Below are 20,404 nucleotides of genomic sequence, written 5' to 3' on the forward strand. Positions count from 1 at the left end.
TATTTTAAATGAGTCACGAGTGATGAAAACGGCCTTATTTAGCTAACATTTCTGCGGCATTATCGGCTGTTATATGTCGCGTCATCACGCCATAAAGGCTCTATCTTGCATAAAATTCCGCCTAATATCTGCAGAATGAACCTGAAACGTCAACAGATCCTGATACCCCTGTCATTTGTTTGGCTTTACAAATGTGGGCAGGGTGTTACTTTGTACGCCTTACGTGGGTCAAGTCATCGGGTGAGTTAAATACCTAATTTAAGGTAAACTCGTGATAATTTTGTTATCCATCCCTGTATTGAGTTATTACAAATAGAGTTTATATGTTTCTAGCGCCTTATTTTTCTAAGCAAAATCAAGCTATTTCCGTTTCAGCACAACAAGCCAGTGACTTCGCGAAGAAAATTGCGCAGGACTTTAATCCTATCCACGATGTGGGGGCAAAACGCTTTTGCGTACCGGGAGATTTACTGTTTGCCCTAGTATTGACTCAATATGGTTTGAGCCAGAGCATGAAGTTTAGCTTTGCGGGTATGGTGGGGGATAGCGTCGAACTGCAATTCCCTGAACAAGTGAGCGAGAGTTTTTCGATTCGCGATAGTCGTGAAAAAACCTATCTTAATGTCAGCCGTCATGGCGATGTGAGTTGCTGCGATGCGCAGACCGAATCCTTTATTCGTCAATATGTTGCTTTCTCTGGGCATAATTTTATCGATATCCTGATCCCTTTGATGAAACAACATCAAGTGATGATCAACCCAGAACGGCCTTTAGTGATTTACGAAAGTATGTCGTTTGACTTAACCACCCTCGATTTTGTGCAAGTGACCTTATCACTCGTTGGCCAAGATTTAAAAATCGATGGTAAACGTGGCGATGTGACATTGCACTTTGAATTACACAGTGGCGACACTTTAGTTGGCACAGGTATCAAAACCTTAGTGATGAGTGGATTACGTGCTTACGATGAGGTTCTTGTACAGCAAATGCGCGCCACCTATGAAGGTCGTAAAACTGATTATTGATTGACGTAAAAGCAATAGGTTGGCGTTTTGTCTTTTAGATAAAGCGCCATGCAATCCTTGATAGCGCGATTAAATGCTAGCAATTAATTGTTATTGACTGATAGCTGCGACACGATTGCTGAGACGTTTTCCGCGCCGCTACGTATTTCTCCCATCACCAATGTTACCTCCGCTAACTGTTGTTTTCCTTCCAGTGCAATACCTTCAACTTCGTTCATCATGCTAGTTGCACTTGTGGTGAGTTGTGTATTTTTAGTGACGACGGCGGCAATCTCACTGGTTGATTTACTGGTTCTGGAAGCAAGCTGCCTTACTTCATCGGCGACAACGGCAAAACCTCGGCCTTGTTCCCCCGCTCGTGCGGCCTCAATTGCGGCATTTAATGCTAGTAAATTAGTTTGATCGGCAATCGAACTAATGGTTGCGACTATCGCTTGAATACTTTGAGATTGTTCATTGAGTTGAGTTATCGCCAAGGTCGCTTTATGGGTTTGCTCGGCAATAGCATTAGAGGTATTTACGGTCGCATTGAGTAAATGTACGCCTTGTTCTGCTTGCTCGACGGTACGTTGTGACGTGGTCAGTGCAATATTGGCGGCTTCACGTACAGCGTGGCTTTGCTCGATCCGTTTGCTGATATCGCTCGCAAATTTAATCACTTTAACCACTTTACCTTGCTCATCCATAATAGGATTGTATGCTGCTTCTAACCAAATCGAATCGCCATAAGCATTTTTACGTTCAAAGAGACCGCTGCTATATCGACCTTGCTTTAGATCGTCCCAAAAGTGTGGATTTTGTCGATAAAACTCATCAAAACAGAAAATACGATGGTGTTTACCAATAATCTGCTCTTTGCTAAAGCCCATTGTCTTTAAGAAGTTAGTATTGGCTTTCAAAATCGTGCCATCGGTAGTGAATTCAATAATGGCTTGCGAGCGATTCAAGGCATTAAAAATGGCCGCTTGGTCGTCAAGTTGGTGCTTATCTTGGGTGATATCAACGGCTGTTTTCATTATTTTAACGACTTTACCTGCCTGTTTTATGGGGAAGTAAGTGGCTCTAAGCCAGATCTCTTGGCCATTTTTATTCACTCGTGCAAAATTGCCTTCCTGTGGATGACCTGCTTTTAGATTGCTCCAAAATTGCTGGTAGGTAGCAGAATTACCATAAGCCGCTGAGCAAAATAGTTTGTGATGTTGGCCTACGACTTCATTAAGTGAATAACCTACCGTTTTTAAAAACAACGTATTAGCATCGAGAATTATCCCATCAGGCGTAAATTCTACTGTGGCAATACTGTGCTTAATCGAGTCGATGATCGACTCCGCCTCTTGGCGTTTACTTTCGCTCACTTCTAGGCTTTTACGTAATGAAGAGTTGAACACTGAGATACTCCTGATGAGTCTAACTGACTCAAAAACTGCAGTTCTTTATTGAAAGCTCGATATTTCGAGCTAGATATACTGATAAATATAGCTGTGATTTTAATATGTGGTTTATTTCTATGAAACGCGTGATCGGGATCTATATACCTAAATTGAGTAAAAAAGATCACTATTCCTCGGTTTATTCACGAATAGGCATAGCTAGAAAGCATTAATGATGCGATTAGGCTTAATCAGATTGAATTAACGCTAAAGAAAAAGCTGCCAAAGGGCAGCTTCTTAAGTGTCATCTATGCTCGGCGGTTAGCTTAGTTTTTCAATCTTAGCTGGTAGCCCTTGTCTGGCCGAAGCGCCACTTGCCCAATCTACCAGCGGGTAGCGGCCGTGGCGACTCGGATCAAACAGATTCAAGTCGTTCATATTGATGCCGACTCGGATCAGCGGATTGGCGGCGATTTTAAGGTTGTCGATCACTACGTCCCGCGCGCCGAGTTCCTTATGACCATAACCGTGTTCGATAGCGATGCAGTCAGGGTGCACTCCGGCAACACATTCTACTAAGGCAATCACGCTGCCGTTGGGCGTGCTGATCTTGACCGTGTCACCTGTGCTGATCCCAAGTCGACTGGCGGTCTTCTCGTTCAGTCGTACTGGATTATTAGGGTGCACTTGGCGCAAACGATCCGAGCCAATACTCATAGAGCTCATGGTGTGGGATTTGTAACTACTGATCAGCAAAGGCCATTGTGATTTATTAAACGCCTTATCGAGCGGGGTGCCATTGGCTAATGCGGGTTGATATAAGCGTGGGCAGCCACTCATAAATTCCCCTGTGAGACTGTTACGGCGACTGCCCACTTCGGGATTCCACAGCATCATAGGTTTTGGCCAAACCTTGGTTGGATTCCCTACTTCATCCCGTGCACCGCTCATATTTTCAAAGCGGCCGCCGCGGGCAAATAAGTAGCTAACTTTTTTGACTTCATCTGGCTTGAGTCTGGCGTTGAGCTCACTTTGGATACGACTCACACCGCTAAGATACATGTCCTCAGCGTTGATATCGGCGATGGCTTTACCCAAATAGGCCACGTTGGCGGCACCATAGAGTGAGTAATCCGCTGCGCGCGTTAACGGATGTAAGCTGCCATCTGCTGCCTTAACGGCATTTTCGCCAAAGCCAGGTAGTTGCAGTTTTATCGCCACTTGGCTCAAGAAAGACTCCATGCACACCACATCACCACTGGCCATCTTTGTGACCCTTGGTTCGACAATCGGCCAGCGACCTGTCGTTTCTTTCGTCAGAGTCCCATGCCAAGAAGGGCTCCAACCCCATGACTCGTAAGTTAATGTGTCGGGCACGATATAATCCGATAGCGCCGATGTTTCGTTAATAAAGCTGTCGATACTGATAAACAGTGGCAGCACTTTGGGATCTTTCAGTTGTTCACCAATGGCTTCACCTAGGCCCGCTTGACCATAAATCGGATTGCCCATGTGGTTAATCCATGCTTTGAGTCGATAGGGATAACCGTGCACCGCCGCCGTTAAATGTTCGCCAAGCAAGGGCGATGAAATCGGAAACCAAGGCTCCTTTGCAGGATAAGGCGATTCGCCCGCTTCGACTTTACGGCGATACTCTGAGGTTTTCTCGTAGGGGAATTTAGATCGCGATAGGAATACGCCCTTAGGCTCGACCATGCCGTCAAACTCCAGCAGATTATACCTTGGGCCTTTACCAAAGGCGGGAAAGGAACCGCCGGAAGCTAATGCGCCACCTTTTAAATTGATATTACCTATCATGGCGTTGAGCATCATGATTGCCCACGCGCTATAAAAACCATTGGCGCTCATTGTGCCGCCGTGGGAGATCACCGCAGCCTTAGTGCCATGGCTGGTAAATTTATCCGCGAGGGCGATAATTTGCGCCTCGCTGATATCGCACTCCTTGGCATAGTGTGCCATCTCGAAGCTCTGCGCCGCTTCACTTAACAGTTGGAAGCTAGATTTAACCGCAATCATCCCCTTAGGTGTGTCGACGTTTTGGTCAACGTCGAGCTTGGCTTTCAGGCTTTGGCTTGCCAAAACTATCTTGCCACTCGCGGCATCGACAACCAACTGCGAGTCTTGCTCGCCGTAGGCTTTGCCGTCGAAAGGTAAGCCAAGATCGCTGGCAAAGAGATATTGGCCATATCTTGGATGGGTAGGTTCGCTGACGATCAAGAAGCCTGCGTTACTAAAACCACGGTAACCTGATGCTTTTGCTGCATCGACATTGGGCGCACTCAAAAAATCGGCGGCGTAGCGCTGATTATCAATAATCCAGCGCAACATGCCCATGGCGAGTGCCGAGTCGGTGGCGGGGCGGATCGGCAGCCAAGTATTGTTACCCGCGCAAGGTTGATTCGAGGTATTGGGTAGCATGGGCGACACCACCACATAACTGAAATTGGTGTTATTCACCCGCGCGTTAGCCAATTGTCTTGCTTGGCGTTTAAAGGGATTGCCCGATTGCTGCGGTGAAGTGCCGATAAATAGTAAAAATTCACTATGGTCCCAATCGGGTTTTAAGTGGGCGTATTTTTTCAAATCATCCAATAAAGCGCCCGCTCCAGCACGGTAGGTAAATCCACAGTAAGCGCCGTGGTTGGCAAAGTTGCGCGTGCCAAAGCTGTTGAAGGTGAAGCGTTTGATAATGGCATCGCGGCCTTCATCTGATGCGTTTGAGACCAGTAACTGGTTGGCCTTAGGGCCGTATTCTGGATTATTGGTATCGAGCGGCGTGGCGATATCACGAATCGCTCTTAAGCCTTCGACTTGGCCCTCACCAAATAAATCACCACCTTCGACGACTTCATTCAGCAATTGCTCAAAGCTAATGCTCTGCCATTGGCCACTGCCGCGCTTACCCACGCGTTTAAGGCATTGGGTAACGCGGTGTGGGCTATCTAATTGTTCTAGCATGGCATTACCGCGGGCGCAGGCGGTGGAACGTCCTTGCAGCCCTTGTTCTTGAAAGGCGCTAAGCCCAACAAAGGCGGTTTTGATAGGCGTATCGAAATCGATATGTTCCCGCGATGACAACGGATGATAAGGATTACCGCTGATACGGATGATTTTATCGGTTTTTTGATCGATACGAGCGCGCACGCCGCATTTGGTCCAGCAACCTAAGCACATAGTATTGGCGATGCGTTGATCGTCATTGCTGATTAACTGGCCTGACTGTAAATCGACTTTGTATTCAGGTGCTAAGGAATTGCCGTGCAGCGGATCTTGGGTTGGTTTTCCTGAGGTACCATTGACGACACCTTTACCTATTTGCGCTAATGTATGGCTATAACCCGCGGCAAATAATCCCACACCACCCGTTACAGCGGCCCCTTTGATAAAACGACGTTTACTCTTATCCATGATGGACTCCTTAATTCTGTAAACTATTTGGGTGCTCAGCGAGCAAGTTTTGCCGCAGGCGTTTGGCGAATAAGTTCGGAGACCAGCGCCATTAATGCTAACCAGAGGCCGAAGGTACCAGCTATTCCTAATAGCCCTTCAGGTCCCCAAGGCAGTTGATAGAGATAAGTCCCCGCGCCGTATTTAGGATCGGTTTGCGCTTGAATTAGCACTATCCAGCGAAATCCCCACGCAAGGTGAATGGCCGTGAGGCTGACGATTAGCATTGCCACATTGGGTAAGTGACGAATGGCGAGCATCAGTGCCAGCACGGCGAGTGTGATTAGCACCCAAATCGCGGCCAGTTGCCAGCTTGGGCTGGTTTCAAGCAATAATGCGGCTTCGGGGGCCGAGCCCTTATCGAATAACGCCCAGCCGATAAGGCATAGGGCGAACAGACCAAAGCTGGCTCTTACCCAGAGTAATAGGCTGTCTTGGGTGCGCTGTTGGTAGCCCTTTAATAGTCGATTCAATACCACCAAAGTGCCGCAGGCGGCGAGCAGGGCGCTCATTGCCATCAAAGGTGGCAGCCAATAGGTATGCCACAGTGGCCGCGCCTTAATGGCCATGGTTTCCATGCCAGTGTAGAGGGCGATACTGCAGGCACTCAGGGCCGTGATCAGTGCGATCGGCTTGATGAATTTGTCACTGTTCCAATCACCGAATCTCAGTAATTGGCCTATTTTATTCACCCAATCTGAGTCTTGATTCGTGGTGTGCTTAGGCAGATATTGACGCAGTAGCAGCCAAGCAAACACTGCGCTGGTGCCCGAGAATACGGGCAGTAAAAAGGCGCCATACCACATCCAAGAATCAGGGCGAACTTGCGCATAAAAATGCCAAGCCCGCAGCGGTTGGTGTAAATCGGCGAGTAAGGCGATAGGGGCGACTATGCCTGCGGTTAACATTAAACAGGCGCAGAGCTTCAGCAATCTGTCATCGGGTTTGGGTTGGCTAAACAAATGTATTGTCGCTACCCATACGCTGGCGTAGGCGAGCCCCATCATAAAAAAGTATTGTACTGCCCAAGGTAGCCAAGTAATGGCGATATCTGGGGTAAAGATTTCTTTAATGACCATGGTGGATCTCCTCGCCAGTATCGGTAAGTAAGGTTCTAACGGGGGCTTGGCCGCTAATCTTGTCCTCAAAAGCGCTGCTCATGCCGATGTAGAACACCCGTGGTGCAGTGTTGGCCGTCGGTTTGAGCACCTTGATATCGGTTTTGTTGGCGGCGAGCAGTTGGCTTATCTGGCTGTTGGGATTATTTAGATCGCCAATCACACGGGCTTCTCCTACGCAGGTTTCGACACAGGCAGGCAGTAATCCTGCATCTAACCTATGGGCGCAGAAGGTACATTTGTCGGCGGTATTGGTGTCGTGGTTGATAAAGCGCGCATCATAGGGGCAGGCTTGCACGCAATAGCCACAACCAACACACCATTCATTGTTGACGACCACTATGCCGTCCTTGCGCTGGAAGGTCGCGCCCGTAGGACAAACTGGGATGCAGGGCGGGTTTTCGCAGTGATTACAAAGTCTTGGCAGCATTAAAAACGCAGGCGGAGTGGTATTTTCCTGCTGCGAGACTTCATACTGCTGCACTGTGGTGCGAAATTGCCCGAGGGGCGGTTGATTCTCGATAGTGCAAGCGACGGTACAGGCTTGGCAGCCCACGCAGCGGCGCAAGTCAATTACCATACCGTAACGTTTACCCACTTGCCCTTCGCTGGCACTGTGCATTTGAGGGCTGCGCTTATCATCCTGTGCATACACTTGCACGACAGGGATGAGTGCGGCGCCAACACTGACGCTGGCCATTTTGCCGAGAAACTGACGTTTACTCTTGTCCATACAGATTTCCTTCACTACTTGCAGATGGCGAATAAACTGGCTCATAGACCTAGAGTTAAGGTTTATGGCGAGGTTTACAGGCATTCTGTAAAAGGGGAGGCGGCATAACTATAGTGGTTTTCCACATATCGGGTGTGGACTTGATCTAGCGCAACAAATATCCGTTAGAATAGCCTTCAAAATGCTAGGGTTTTATTTTTTGTTACTTGAGTTTGGCCTTTTCTTAGCTTGAGTTGGACTTGATTTTAGTGTGAGTGACTGGGGATAAAGGATTGCACTTCATGTTATTGAGGATGATGAAAACTGTGTTTCGCTTAGCTGTATCGGTCAAGTGGCCGTTATCGATTCTGAGCACTCCACATTCCGTGGCAATACCGAGAAAAAAGCCAAGGAACGCAGTGTTATTCCTATGCTTGCTGGCTTCGGTTAAGGTGTTTGCTGCGGAGCCACTAAATCAAAGTGCGCATTCGGGATTAACTGACCCTGAGGTTGTTGCTCAAGTTGCTATCGAAGAGCCCAGTTATCAAGTGGTCGATGTGGGCGTGTTAGCCATCCGCGGTTATAAGGCAACCATCAACCGCTGGCAACCTTTGATGGGGTGGCTCGAAACCCAAATTCCCAACAGTTACTTTAGGTTACATCCTCTCACCCTCGATGAGCTAGCTAAGGGCGTTGAAACCCAAGGGCTCGATTTTGTGATCACCAACCCAGGGCAATCCGTGTTGCTGGCGCGGCAATATTCCCTTACTTGGTTGGCGACCCTGCGCAGTCCGTTAAATAATGGCGCGGCGATGCAAGTGGGTTCGGCGCTGGTGGTGCGCGCCGATTCGCCCTATCAAACCTTAGCTGATCTCAAGGGGCGTCGGCTCGGGATCGTATCGAAAAATGCCTTTGGTGGTTACTTGACCTTAGTGTACGAAGCGCAGCTAAAGGGTATAGATTTGCCTCGCTTTGTGGGTGAGATTATTCCGCTGGGGTTCCCGCTAGATAATTTGTTGTATCAGTTAGATAACAAAAAAACTTCCACAGAGCGACATCAACCGTTAGACGCTGCGGTCGTGCCTGTGTGTCAGCTTGAGCAGATGCAAACGGAAGGTCTTATTAACATCGCCCATTATCGAGTGCTCGATAATCAAGCGCCGGTGGGATTTAATTGCCAAGTCTCGACCCACCTTTATCCCAACTGGTCTATGGCAAAGACCAATCGCGCCTCCCAGTCTCTGGCTAAAAGTGTGACTCAAGCTTTGCTGGCGCTGCCCGAAGATCATCTCGCCGCTAAGTCTGCCGATTCTGCGGGCTGGACCACGGCAGTGAGTCAGCTTGCGATCGATCAACTGCTTAAAGATCTCGATATGCATCCTTTGCAGGCACCATGGTGGCAAAGGGCGTGGCAGTGGATCAAGTTACATCAACAATGGGCTTGGCTTGTTTTGGGGATTTTGGTTTTACTCAATGTGTATCATTTTTGGCTTGAATACCGCTTTAGTCGTCGTGGCCGTGAGTTGATTAACACTCAGCGCCAGCTCAATGAAAACCGTGCGTTACTGGAACATGCCCAGCGTATTGCAATCGCGGGCGAGCTTGGCGCGAGTCTCTCCCATGAACTCAATCAACCTTTGGCGGCGATTGGCCATTATTGTCATGGCGCCGAAGTGCGATTACAGCGGGGGACGAGCCCTGAGGAGTTGCAATCGGTGTTGACGCTGATCCAGCAGGAAGTCACGCGCGCCGATAGTATTATCAGTCGCTTACGTAATTTATTGAAGAAGCGACCTGTGTCGAAACAGCCTTTGTATTTGCATGAGTTGGTCAATGATACTGTGCCGCTGCTCGCCTATGAGTTTGAACAACATCAGATAAACCTTGCCGTCAATGTGAATGGTGAACCTTATTTACAGTCCCTCGATGAAGTTGGCATGCAGCAGTTGTTGCTTAACTTGCTGAAAAACGCCTTTGACGCCTGCGTTCAGCGGTTAGAGCTTGAATCCAGTGGCACCGAACAGAGCATCACGCAAAAGCCATACACACCCACGATCGATATCGATCTTCGCTATCAAGAATGTACGCTCTTGCTGACGGTCACAGATAATGGCACTGGGTTAACCGAAGAGACCAGTCTGCTGATGCAAGCATTTTATTCCACTAAATCAGAGGGGTTAGGTTTAGGCTTAGTGATTTGCCGTGATATTGCCGAGAGCCATGGTGGGACGTTTAGCCTAGAAAGCGCTATGGGTGGCGGTTGCCAAGCGCAGGTGGCAATACCGCGTAAACCTGAACCCAATGGAGCACAATAATGAGTCTTGCCTTACCAGTGTATTTAATCGATGACGATGACTCAGTGCGTCGTTCTTTGCGTTTTATGCTTGAAAGTTATGGCCTTAAGATCACCGACTTTGATAGTGCCGAAGCCTTTTTCACCATAGTTGACTTAACACTACCGGGTTGTGCGCTGGTCGATGTGCGTATGCCGGGTTTGAGTGGTCAGCAGTTGCATCTTGAATTAGTGGCAAAAAATAGTCCGCTAGCGGTGATTTATCTCACTGGCCATGGCGATGTGCCAATGGCGGTAGATGCGCTTAAATTAGGTGCGGTGGATTTTTTCCAAAAACCCGCCGATGGCGCTAAGTTAGCCGAGGCGGTCGTCAAAGCGTTGGAACATACCAAGGCGCATCATCAAGACAATCAGTATCTTGAGACTTATCAAGCGCTCACGCCAAGGGAGCGGGAAATACTCAACCTGATTGCCCAAGGCCTGAAGAACCAAGAGATCGCCGATAGTCTCTGTATTGCCATGCGCACGGTTGAGATCCACCGTGCCAATTTGATGAAAGGCATGCAAGTGGGATCGCTGGCGGAAATGATGCTGATCTACAGTCGGATTGCCGAACGCCTGCGTCTCGAATAAATCCGCTGGAATTTACCTTTTATCGCGCTAATTGCCGCTTTGTTAGCCGCCTATTTTGGCTAAGTTGTCGTATCATTGGCCGTTTGATTTGAGCCTAGCTATAGGGTTATGTTTTTGCTGAGCAATGGGCTGAGATGTGAGCCAAGGCATTAGTGCATCGCTGCTTAATTGCCAATACACTGTGATTGCCTTATTTTAGGGGCACTATTTTTAGGCCACGATTTTTAACATCACTTTTTAGTCACTTTTTAAAGTGTTTATTTACAGTGACGATTTTAACGTCATTGGCCCTCTTGGATTGTTTTCTCTTATTTGTGTAGAAGCTTCTGCAGCTTAGATAAGACTCTCCTGTTTGCATAAGGAATGAAATGGCAAGCTTGATTCGTATTGTGCTGATTGATACGCACCTTCCGGGCGTGGTGGAACTCGCCCTCAATGGTCATACCAACATTTGTGGTACTAACGCCTCGGGTAAAACGACATTACAACGTCTAGTCCCTGTTTTTTATGGTGAATACCCAAGCCGCGTGGTGCCTTCGACCCGCGACAGTTTCGAGCGTTGGTATTTGCCACACGATTCAAGCTACATCATTTACGAATATCAAAAGGCCGATGGCTTACTGTATCAAGCCGTGTTGGCCTCTGCGGGCGATGGGAAGGGCGTTAACTATCGTTTTATCGCCAAAGGTTTTGAGCTAAGCGATTATATTAAATCGCAAAATGGCGACACTATTCTGTGCCACACCATGGCGGAATTAGGCCGTGATTTAAAACGTGCCGGCATCGCCACCACTAATTTGCTTAATACCCGTGAATATCGCGCCATTATTCAAAACGATCGCACCCTATTAAGCACGGGCAGCAACCGCAGTGAACTACGCGGTTATGCACGCCAATTTGCCCTGTGTGAGGGCGAGCATTCCCTGCGCCACATCGAAAAACTCGCTAAAGCGGTGCACTCCAAAGAAGGCAAGATGGAGACGGTCAAATCCATGATCGCCGCCATTTTAGAGGAAGATGGGGTTAATCCGCCCAGCTCACGTTTGAATCCGCAGCGCGTTGAGGCGTGGATCCGTGAGAGCCAACTTATCCAAGGCTTTGAAGTTATTCGTCCTGAATTTGAAAAACTCGAACAAGAATTTAACCAACTGCTTAGCGCCGAACTGCGTTTATCGAGTTTATCCCGTGGTTATCGCAACGATGAAACCTTAGAAGCCGATCGTCAAGATATTCAGCAAACCTTATCTAAAGAACTGAATTTAAAGCTAAGATTGCTCGATGATGAATGGAAAGAGCAGCGCGATGAGCTCAATCTCGATTTATCGGCAGCTAAGGGCGATGTGGCAAAGTGCGAGTATGAGCTCGATGCCATTGAAGATCAGCATGCTGCCTTTTTAGATGCCAACATAGAGCAAGCCAAGGCCGATCTTGAGATGCTGCCGAACTGGCGCACCGATGTTGAAAACCTAAGTGAACGCCATAAGCTGCAAACCGAGAAGCACCAAGACATTGAGGCGGCGTACAATGCCCGTCGCAGTAAGATTGGCGAGCAGTTAAACCGCGAGCTTGAAGGCCTGCATAGCGACCAAGACAAGCAGCGTGAAGCCCGCGATAAGCAACGTGAAGTGGCGCGCACCGATATTGACGCCCTAGAGCTGCAATGGCGCAACCAAATGGATGCGGGCAAGGCTAGCTTTAGCGAGCAGGAATACCAATTCAAACTCACTGCCGCCGAGCTTAAATTGCGTGTTGATGGCGTGACTTACACCGAAGAAGAAAAGCTGAGTCTCGCGATTTTCGACGAACGTATTCACCGCGCCGACGAAGAACAAGAAAGCTGCAATGCCAAGGTTGAACGTTTAAGTAGCGATGAACGCAAGCTCAGAGCCAAACGTGACCAAGCCAACGAAGCCTTGCGTATCGCCACCTTAAGGGTGAACGAGCGTCAAACTGCGCTGGATGAACTGCACCATATGCTGTTCCCGCAATCTCACACCCTATTGGAGTTTCTGCGTAAAGAAGCCCAAGGCTGGGAGCAAAGTTTAGGGAAAGTGATCGCACCTGAACTACTGCATCGCACTGATTTACATCCAAGCTTAGTGACTGAATCGAGCGAAGCTTTCTTTGGCGTGCATTTAGATCTTAAAGCGATCGATGTGCCTGAATATGCCGCCTCCGAACAAGAGCTGCGTATTCGGTTAAGCAAAGCCGAAGAAGCCCACACTAGTGCCCAAGAAATGCAGGCCGAGGCCGAATCTCAGCTGGTGGCCATTAATGGCGAGTTGGATAATCTTAGCCGTGAACTGACCTTTGCCCGCACGGCTTACAAAAATAGCCGTGACGATCTGCGTCGCCTATTTGATGAAAAGCGCAGCGAGCAAGAGAAAATCAACAAAGCATTGAGCGAGCGCAAAGCCCATGCGGGACAAAGACTAACTCAACTCGATGGTGAGCTAAAACAGCTTAAACATCAGCACGAACTCTGGCTCGAAGATCAAAAAGAGCAAGCGCTTGAAGCGCGCATGGAAAAGAATGCCTATTGGCAGGAAGTCATCGGCGCGCTCGACAATCAACTCGGCCAAATTAAAGCGACCATTGAAGGGCGCCGTGAAAGTGCCAAAATCGAGCAGAAAGCCTGCGAGACTTGGTACAAAAACGAGCTTAAATCCCGTGGTGTGGATGAGGATAATATCCTCAAACTCAAGCAACAAATTCGTGAGTTAGAAACCAAAATCAGCCGCGCCGAGCAGCGTCGCAGCGACGTACTGCGCTTCGACGATTGGTATCAACACACTTGGCTTGCGCGCAAACCTAAACTGCAAACTCAGCTTAGCGATGTGAAGCGTGCGGTATCGGAAATCGATCAACAGCTTAAGGCGAAAACTCAGGATGTTAAGGCCCGTCGTCAACAACTTGAAACCGAGCGTAAAGCGTCCGATGCGGCGCAGGTTGAAGCTTCTGAAAACTTAACGAAGTTACGCGCCGTAATGCGCAAATTGGCCGAGCTTAAGTTACCGACCAATAACGAAGAAGCCCAAGGCAGCCTAGGTGAGCGCCTGCGCCAAGGTGAAGATTTACTGCTAAAACGCGATTACTTGATGGGTTCGGTGAAGCAATATGTGGAGCATTTCGACTCAGTGATCGCCAGCAAGTCAGGTTCGGGCCTTGCCGAAACCTGGGAGCGTGCCCGCGAAGAATCGAGCTTTATCAACGACAAAGGCATTCGTCTGCTGGATTACCGTAAGTTAGTGCCACAGCTTGAGCAATTGCTGAACGTAATAGTGCCGCAATCGATTACTGCGCTGCGTGAGCAGGGGCGGATTTTCGGCGTCGACTTAACCGCTTTCTACGATGTGTTAGCCGATATCGACCGCCGCATTGCCTCCCAAAGTGCGCGTATTACCCGCGAAGTGGGCGAAGAGTTATTCCTCGATGGCGTGTCTGAATCGGCTGTGCGTATTCGCTCGCGTATCAGTGAGCTAGAGTTCTGGCCTGAGCTTGAACAGTTCGTCAAAGCCTTTAAACATTGGAAAGCCGATGGTTTTAATGGCTTGCCCGATGAGGATTACACCAACAGCATGCGCCGCGCCTTAGACATTATCGGCCGTGCCGCATTAACGGGGGGAATCTCTAAGTTACTGGAAATCGAGCTGCGCCTCAAAGAAGGTAACAGCGACTTAATTATCCGCACCGACAGACAGCTTAACGAATCCTCAAGTCACGGTATGGCGTATCTGATTTTGTGTAAGTTCTTGTTGGCATTCACGCGCTTGCTGCGTGGACGCGCCGATGTGACCATTCACTGGCCAATTGATGAGTTGGGCACTTTGCACCATACCAACGTGAAGAAGATTTTCGACGCCTGCGAAAACAATAATATTTGTGTGCTGGGCGCCTTCCCGAACCCTGAGTCTGAGGTGCTGAACTTGTTCGCCAACCGTTACATTATCAACAAACAAACTAAGAAGTTACAGGTGGTGAAGCCTAAGGTCAACCCAATTGCAGACATGTTGAATAAGCGTTTGTCGAAGGAGGCCATCTAATGAGTGATGCAACCCAAACCGTATTAGTTGGCACTGGCGCTTTGATTGAGCTGTTACTCAAGGGCGAGTTTATTTGCCGCACCACCAATGAAGAAGGTTGGCGCGCCCTTAAAAATAGCAGCACCCGCGAGCGGGTCGAAGCCTATTTAAACCAGATCAACCGTACCGTGGCGTCTGCCGCCGAAGGTGATGTGTTCTTCTGCGGTTATTTGCAGCTCGGCGATAGCGAACGTAAAGTGATTTCATCGCAGTTTAAAGATATCTGTCAGGCATTGATCCCGCTGGTGGAATGGTTGGTATTAGTGCAGGAGGCCAGTGGCCAAGATGCGCCGCTGAGCGAAGGTGCGCCCGTGCGTTTAACCGAGCTGCAAAGCCGCATCGAAGACACGCCGGCGTTTCGTGAGCAGTTAGCCAAACTCAGCCAATATCGTTTATTTGGCTCGACCAGTACCAACAGCGATGCGCAAATCAAGTTAGTCTTCAAACGCTTAGTCGAACTCGGCTATTTAGTGCGCCCCAATGCGGAGAAGCAAATCTATATCGCCACGGGCAAGCTGGATTATTTGTATGAAGTCATTCGGTTTATCGACGAAACCGAAGGCCTAAGCCTAGAAGCGCAGGCGGAAACGGCGACTCAGCGGGACTTAATCTAATGTTGGCACTGTTAAACCTAGGTAAAAGCTGCGACCAAGGAGGCCATGATGAGCAGTAACTTACATCAGGCGGGTGTGAAACTGCTCAAGCAGTTAGGTCGCCATGCTGACATCATTATGGATACCTATTTGGCGGGCTCTCTTAACGAGGATGCGCACGATCCAAGCGTGGTCGAAAAGCTTAAACAGGCAGGGATTTTATGGCGGCCAGAGCCAGATCAGGAGCTGCGGCTTAAGCGTTCTGTGCGAGCCTTGCTCGAAGAAGGCTTAAGTGACGAGCGCAATCGCCAAATCGACTCTAATGTCGGTTCGGCCTTAGCCACGATTAAAACCTTGGCCGATCATTATAAAGAGGCGCGTCATAGCTCAGACTACAGCGCCGCTGAGGCCTATTTATCCGATTTAAGCGAACATGTTTATAGTTTCGCCGACAGTCTGCGTTATTCGATCCGTGTGCTCTGGGGCCGGATCAATAACGAGTTCGGTTACGTTGGTACGATCAACGCTAAGATCCGCGAAAACGAATTAGCTCAAAGCCAAGTGTCTGAATTGCTTAATGGCTTAGAGATGTTCCAGTTTAGTGAGCTAGGCGAAATCGCTGGCGATATCCGTGAACTGCGCAAACTCTTAGTGACGACTTTGCAGGAAACCATGAGCGACTGCGCCCAGGAACTGAGCGTAGTGCAGGGGCGTTTACTCGAACTCTTAGGTCGCTTCAGACAAATCCGTGGCCGTACCCGTTTGCTCAAGGGCTGGTTGCTCTACACTGATTTGCATCCGGATTATCGGCCTGCGGACCATGTATCCCACAAGGAAATCCCGAGTCTATTCAATCGCGCCGAAATCTTGCTCGCGCCTGCTGCGGTAGATGTGCATAACGCCAGCCAAGAACTGGAGTTGATGGGCATAGTCGCGCACATTAAAGCCATCAGCCGCCATCCTGTGATTGCGGCTGTGCGTGAGCATGATGTGTCCGTTTCTATCACCCAAAGTGAAGACTTCGATGTGCCGGATAATCCACTCAAACAAGCGGTGGATGAGTATTTCGTCGATGTAATTGAGTCTGGCCTGCGTCAATCTGCGCTGGAATATCTGGCTGATAAGGCTTTGCCTTGGGACGCTGAAAGCTGGATTTATCAAGTGATTGGTGGCTACGAAGGTCTGCCCGATGAACACAAAGCTTATTTTGAGCTTGAGCCATTGGGCGAACCGCATCCCATCTATAGCGGCAACTTTATTATTCGCGATGTTGAGTTATGGCTCGCCTAGGCCAGCAACAATTACAACTGTTGGAGAACGCTTTTATTAAGCGTTCTCCCAAGGTTAAGCTCACGGCTAACTGGCGCGCGATTCATCGCGAGTTAGAAGTGGGTGAGTTAGATGAATCCGAAAAGTATCTGTGTTTTGCGCCCAAAGATTTTGAACTGCTAAGGCAAAGCGTGTTGGCGTTAATGGGGCTTGATTTAAGGCAGCTTGATTTTAATGTCGATCGCATGACTATGTCTGCCAAAAGTCACGATGAAAAGCTCGCTAAGATCCGTCCTGAAGCCGAATACGTTTTGATGAAGTATCTAAGTTTCGAATCTTCACCAACTGGAATTTCAACACGCACATCACTGCGTATTCCTTTGGATGAAGCACAAAAGCATTGCCATGAACTCAATGTCGCAGCCATCCTAGTGGTTGAAAATTTAGATGTATTTGATGTTATCCATCAAGCGCGTTTGCCACAGGATTTAACTCATGTGATGGTTATCTACCGTGGTAGCGGTCATCATTCCCCGATTGGCGTGCGGCATTTTTTGCAAGCGATGGCAGATAAATTGCCGATCATTGCCTTTACCGACTTAGATCCCGCAGGGTTACAAATCGCCCATACCTTAACGGGCGTGACCCACTGCCTTGTGCCACAACTTGTGCTGACAGCACCTGCTGAGTTATTGGCAATAGCACAAATTAATTCTACTGATGATTTCGACAAGCAAGCGAAACAGGTTAAGTATTTACAAAATACCGAGTTAAAGCATTGGCAAAAATTAGCCGTTTGGTTAAATCAACACCAGATTAGTATCAAACAGCAACACCTGCTGGCTCGCGGACTTGAACTGGTGTTAGTGCCATATATTTAGCTGTCATCCATTTCATCTCTCTGCTTTACTGTAATTAACTGGTTTTAAATCCTGTTATAAATTTAAATTCAGTTATTAAGTCTGAGATTTATCTGGCTATTGTTTCTTATGTGTTTAATTTGATGTTATTTTGTGTTTATTTTGTTTGTTTATGCTGGTTTAAATATATTTTGTTAGTGCTTAAATATTGTGCTGATGAATTTTTTATGATTTAAAATCAGTTTATTACTGTTTTTCTGTGATGGTGTTAACTTAATTCAAGATGAAAAAATGAAATTTATTCATTGAATTAACGGCTAGCATGTTTCACTATCCCCGCCTGAGCCAAAAATGGATTGGCAATTGTGCTCATCATGGAAGATGAATAACAAATAAATGACCTTTCTGGGGAAATCACAAGCATGATGAAATCACTTTCGACGCGGATCTTTATTGGTCTGTTTGCCGGCCTTATTTTCGGCACAATAGTGCAATACTTCTTAAACGATATCGGTTTTTTCTCGGGTAATTTAGTCGAGCTTGCCGGTGGCGTTGGTACTATGTTCGTCAATATGATCATGATGCTGGTGGTGCCACTCGTGTTTGTGAGCATCGTTTGTGGTGTCTGTGAGCTGCAAGATCTCAAAAGTTTTGGCCGCTTGGGCGGTAAGACCTTCGGTTTTTATATCATCAATACCTTTGTCGCAATCGCGACCGCATTATTAGTGGCACTGCTACTCGAACCCGGTAAAGGCGTGGATATGAGCAGCACAGACGGCGTAGCCATTACCGCAACAGAGTTGCCAAGCCTGATGGCGCTGGTGATCGACATAGTCCCACGTAATCCTGTGACGGCTTTTATGTCGGGCAATATGCTACAAGTGATCTTCATGGCCTTGTTGCTTGGCGGTGTGATTAAGTCCCTTGGGGAGCATGTTGCGGGTGCTGTCCAAGGTTTTCAAACCGCCAATAAAATCATGATGAAACTGATTTCTGTGGTGATGAGTCTTGCGCCCTATGGTGTATTTGCCTTGATGTTTAAACTCGGCGCGACCTTAGATGCCGGTGTGTTTATGAGTGTGGTTGAGTATATGGTGCTGATCCTCGCGCTGCTGCTACTGTGGATTTTTGTGGTTTATCCTATGGTAGTGGGGATATTTACCCCAATTTCAGCCAAAACCTTCCGCGAGAAGACCCAAGAGCAAGTGCTGTTTTCACTCTCGACCGCAAGCTCAAATGCGACTATTCCCGTGACCATGCGTACTTTAACGGACAAGTTAGGCGTGAACCGTGCTGTTGCTGGTTTTGGCGTACCGTTGGGTGCGACCATGAACATGGGCGGTGTGGCGATTTATATCACTATTGCGATTTTCTTTGTCGCCAACGCTTTTGGCATGCCTATTACCACTGAGCAATTGCCTTCGTTGTTATTTAGTGTCTTCCTATTATCTGTCGGTGCGGGTGGTGTTCCCGGTGGCGGCATGGTGATGATAGGTGTGTTAATCCATCAAATGGGTTTACCGATAGAAGCCTTTGCCATAGTGGCGGCCTTAGATCGGATTATTGATATGGTGCTGACATCCTGTAACGTGGTTGGTGATACTGCGGTGTTGACTATAGTGGATCAAACCGAGAAAGTGCATCAGCTTGAGTCAGCGAAGAGTTAATGTGCCACTAAGTCGTATTCTATAAAAACAAAAGCCACTGAAAACAGTGGCTTTTGTTTAATATTCTCTATGCTGGTATTGATGCGTTGCTAGGTTCGCATCAACTATGTTAGCCCATTACTTAGTGCGAGTAATTTTATCCAGATAGCCCATGGCAAAGGCTGATAATACAAAGGTGATGTGTATTAACAGATACCACATGATTTTGTCGTTATCGATATTCTTCACATCCATAAAGATTTTCAGTAGGTGAATCGACGAAATCGCCACAATCGACGCCGCCACTTTGTTTTTCAGTGAGCCAGAATCTAATTTACCCAGCCAACTTAGCTTCTCACTGTCTTCGCCTACATCCAGCTGCGAGACAAAATTCTCGTAGCCAGAAAACATCACCATCACAATCAGGCCGCCCACGAGGGTGATATCAATCAAGGACAGGGTCACCAGCACTAAATCCACTTCAGTCATCTCAAAAATGATCGGCAGAATATGGAAGATCTCTTGGAAGAATTTAATGCCTAAGCCCAATAAAACAAAGCTGAGTCCCAAATAAATTGGCGCCATAATCCAGCGCGATGCATACATTAATTTTTCAAATATTTGTTCCATAATCCATTAAACCCTTTATCTAAAATGCGGTAAAAAATCGAGTCACTAATGACTAAAACAGTAACATAATGCACTTTATGCGCGCTATTACCCAATCACAAGGGCGTGAGTTACATGCTGTTATTGTGTTTTTTTTGTAACCTCTGTGGTTATTTAACCCTATGTTAGGTGTTAGTAGCGCCACATCGTTTTATTTGCTCTGCCTTTGATATGTCTGATCGTCGCTTTTTTCAACCTAATACCAAGCAAATTCAGCCATGGATGATCATTTTTCTCGGCATTTTAGGGCTTTGATGAAGGAAGTGACATTTGTCATCCTAGATTGCTGACAACTCACACTGCCGTGATGGACATTTTACGCAGATACTTAAGTCATCTAAACAAGGAGGCTTAATCATGCAACATAAATCACTGGACCAACAATTAATCGAATACCGTCAACAACGTGCTTTAGCTGTAAGCGTCCATTTTAGGACGTATTGACGCCTTATAGATTTCGGCCAAGCATCCTGGCTAGATGTCTTTCAGGATCTGCACCAGTCCTGGTGGGATTTTCCACTGGCGGTTATCATCGCTGACCACCATCACTGATTTCTTGTTGATTTTGATAACCACGCCGAACACTTGGCCTTCTTTGGCCTTGAAGTGGACTTTTTGGCCTAAACGTAGCTGGCTTAGAACATTGATGTCGTTTTGCAAACGTAA

Annotated in this window: 14 protein-coding genes; 8 read left to right on the top strand and 6 right to left on the bottom strand. The window is 47.7% G+C overall.

The window, feature by feature from the left end:
• Nucleotides 1–323: 323 nt before the first annotated feature.
• Entirely contained in the window at nt 324–1,025 is a 702-nt protein-coding gene (locus L5M10_RS06350) for a DUF3581 domain-containing protein (RefSeq protein WP_131525486.1), read from the top strand.
• A gap of 83 nt (nt 1,026–1,108) precedes the next feature.
• Here the strand turns inward: L5M10_RS06350 and L5M10_RS24165 are convergent, their stop codons facing one another.
• The 4 genes from L5M10_RS24165 to dsrO all read right to left on the bottom strand — a co-directional run bounded on the left by L5M10_RS24165 (nt 1,109) and on the right by dsrO (nt 7,714).
• The gene (locus L5M10_RS24165) at nt 1,109–2,413 is read right to left on the bottom strand and encodes a PAS domain-containing methyl-accepting chemotaxis protein (RefSeq protein WP_317630138.1); all 1,305 of its coding nucleotides are present in this window, start codon (nt 2,411–2,413) and stop codon (nt 1,109–1,111) included.
• A gap of 303 nt (nt 2,414–2,716) precedes the next feature.
• A complete protein-coding gene (locus tag L5M10_RS06365) occupies nt 2,717–5,824 on the bottom strand; it encodes a tetrathionate reductase subunit A (protein ID WP_263235889.1) in 3,108 nt (1,035 codons plus the stop codon).
• A gap of 35 nt (nt 5,825–5,859) precedes the next feature.
• Nucleotides 5,860–6,942: an NrfD/PsrC family molybdoenzyme membrane anchor subunit gene (nrfD, locus tag L5M10_RS06370; protein WP_263255042.1), complete on the bottom strand. Its 1,083-nt coding sequence runs from the start codon at nt 6,940–6,942 to the stop codon at nt 5,860–5,862.
• Nucleotides 6,932–7,714 carry a sulfate reduction electron transfer complex DsrMKJOP subunit DsrO gene (gene dsrO / locus L5M10_RS06375; RefSeq protein WP_263206404.1) on the bottom strand — a complete coding sequence of 261 codons (783 nt, stop codon included), beginning with the start codon at nt 7,712–7,714 and terminating at the stop codon, nt 6,932–6,934. Before dsrO ends, nrfD begins: the two co-directional genes overlap by 11 nt.
• Before the next feature lie 281 nt (nt 7,715–7,995).
• Between dsrO and L5M10_RS06380 the strand changes: the two genes are divergently transcribed.
• The 7 genes from L5M10_RS06380 to L5M10_RS06410 all read left to right on the top strand — a co-directional run bounded on the left by L5M10_RS06380 (nt 7,996) and on the right by L5M10_RS06410 (nt 19,090).
• A complete protein-coding gene (locus L5M10_RS06380) occupies nt 7,996–10,008 on the top strand; it encodes a PhnD/SsuA/transferrin family substrate-binding protein (protein ID WP_263255043.1) in 2,013 nt (670 codons plus the stop codon).
• The gene (locus L5M10_RS06385; RefSeq protein WP_168827647.1) at nt 10,008–10,619 is read left to right on the top strand and encodes a response regulator transcription factor; all 612 of its coding nucleotides are present in this window, start codon (nt 10,008–10,010) and stop codon (nt 10,617–10,619) included. Before L5M10_RS06380 ends, L5M10_RS06385 begins: the two co-directional genes overlap by 1 nt.
• A 368-nt stretch (nt 10,620–10,987) precedes the next feature.
• Nucleotides 10,988–14,662 carry an ATP-binding protein gene (locus tag L5M10_RS06390; RefSeq protein ID WP_263255044.1) on the top strand — a complete coding sequence of 1,225 codons (3,675 nt, stop codon included), beginning with the start codon at nt 10,988–10,990 and terminating at the stop codon, nt 14,660–14,662.
• Nucleotides 14,662–15,315, top strand: coding sequence for a hypothetical protein (locus tag L5M10_RS06395; protein WP_006080105.1), 654 nt, complete (start codon nt 14,662–14,664; stop codon nt 15,313–15,315). The genes L5M10_RS06390 and L5M10_RS06395 overlap by 1 nt, the downstream gene beginning before the upstream one ends.
• Nucleotides 15,316–15,363: 48 nt before the next feature.
• Nucleotides 15,364–16,584, top strand: coding sequence for a phosphoenolpyruvate carboxylase (locus L5M10_RS06400; protein WP_131525493.1), 1,221 nt, complete (start codon nt 15,364–15,366; stop codon nt 16,582–16,584).
• Complete coding sequence (locus L5M10_RS06405) at nt 16,572–17,444, top strand: Wadjet anti-phage system protein JetD domain-containing protein (RefSeq protein ID WP_263255045.1); 873 nt, start codon at nt 16,572–16,574, stop codon at nt 17,442–17,444. Before L5M10_RS06400 ends, L5M10_RS06405 begins: the two co-directional genes overlap by 13 nt.
• Nucleotides 17,445–17,845: 401 nt before the next feature.
• Entirely contained in the window at nt 17,846–19,090 is a 1,245-nt protein-coding gene (locus L5M10_RS06410; RefSeq protein WP_263255046.1) for a dicarboxylate/amino acid:cation symporter, read from the top strand.
• 117 nt (nt 19,091–19,207) lie between these two features.
• Here the strand turns inward: L5M10_RS06410 and L5M10_RS06415 are convergent, their stop codons facing one another.
• Together L5M10_RS06415 and L5M10_RS06420 are read right to left on the bottom strand one after the other, a co-directional pair.
• Entirely contained in the window at nt 19,208–19,699 is a 492-nt protein-coding gene (locus tag L5M10_RS06415) for a TIGR00645 family protein (protein WP_105250244.1), read from the bottom strand.
• A gap of 513 nt (nt 19,700–20,212) precedes the next feature.
• A partial coding sequence (locus L5M10_RS06420) for a transposase (protein WP_263255047.1) occupies nt 20,213–20,404 on the bottom strand: 192 nt, incomplete at its 5' end.

Origin of the sequence: Shewanella sp. SM32, from assembly GCF_025654235.1 — a bacterium.
Lineage (GTDB): Bacteria > Pseudomonadota > Gammaproteobacteria > Enterobacterales > Shewanellaceae > Shewanella > Shewanella oncorhynchi.

Coding starts and splice junctions, on each gene's coding strand:
- L5M10_RS06350 (WP_131525486.1), top strand. CDS start 324: ATGTTTCTAGCGCCTTATTTTTCTAAGCAAAATCAAGCTATTTCCGTT.
- L5M10_RS06365 (WP_263235889.1), bottom strand. CDS start 5,824: ATGGATAAGAGTAAACGTCGTTTTATCAAAGGGGCCGCTGTAACGGGT.
- nrfD (WP_263255042.1), bottom strand. CDS start 6,942: ATGGTCATTAAAGAAATCTTTACCCCAGATATCGCCATTACTTGGCTA.
- dsrO (WP_263206404.1), bottom strand. CDS start 7,714: ATGGACAAGAGTAAACGTCAGTTTCTCGGCAAAATGGCCAGCGTCAGT.
- L5M10_RS06380 (WP_263255043.1), top strand. CDS start 7,996: ATGTTATTGAGGATGATGAAAACTGTGTTTCGCTTAGCTGTATCGGTC.
- L5M10_RS06385 (WP_168827647.1), top strand. CDS start 10,008: ATGAGTCTTGCCTTACCAGTGTATTTAATCGATGACGATGACTCAGTG.
- L5M10_RS06390 (WP_263255044.1), top strand. CDS start 10,988: ATGGCAAGCTTGATTCGTATTGTGCTGATTGATACGCACCTTCCGGGC.
- L5M10_RS06395 (WP_006080105.1), top strand. CDS start 14,662: ATGAGTGATGCAACCCAAACCGTATTAGTTGGCACTGGCGCTTTGATT.
- L5M10_RS06400 (WP_131525493.1), top strand. CDS start 15,364: ATGAGCAGTAACTTACATCAGGCGGGTGTGAAACTGCTCAAGCAGTTA.
- L5M10_RS06405 (WP_263255045.1), top strand. CDS start 16,572: ATGGCTCGCCTAGGCCAGCAACAATTACAACTGTTGGAGAACGCTTTT.
- L5M10_RS06410 (WP_263255046.1), top strand. CDS start 17,846: ATGATGAAATCACTTTCGACGCGGATCTTTATTGGTCTGTTTGCCGGC.
- L5M10_RS06415 (WP_105250244.1), bottom strand. CDS start 19,699: ATGGAACAAATATTTGAAAAATTAATGTATGCATCGCGCTGGATTATG.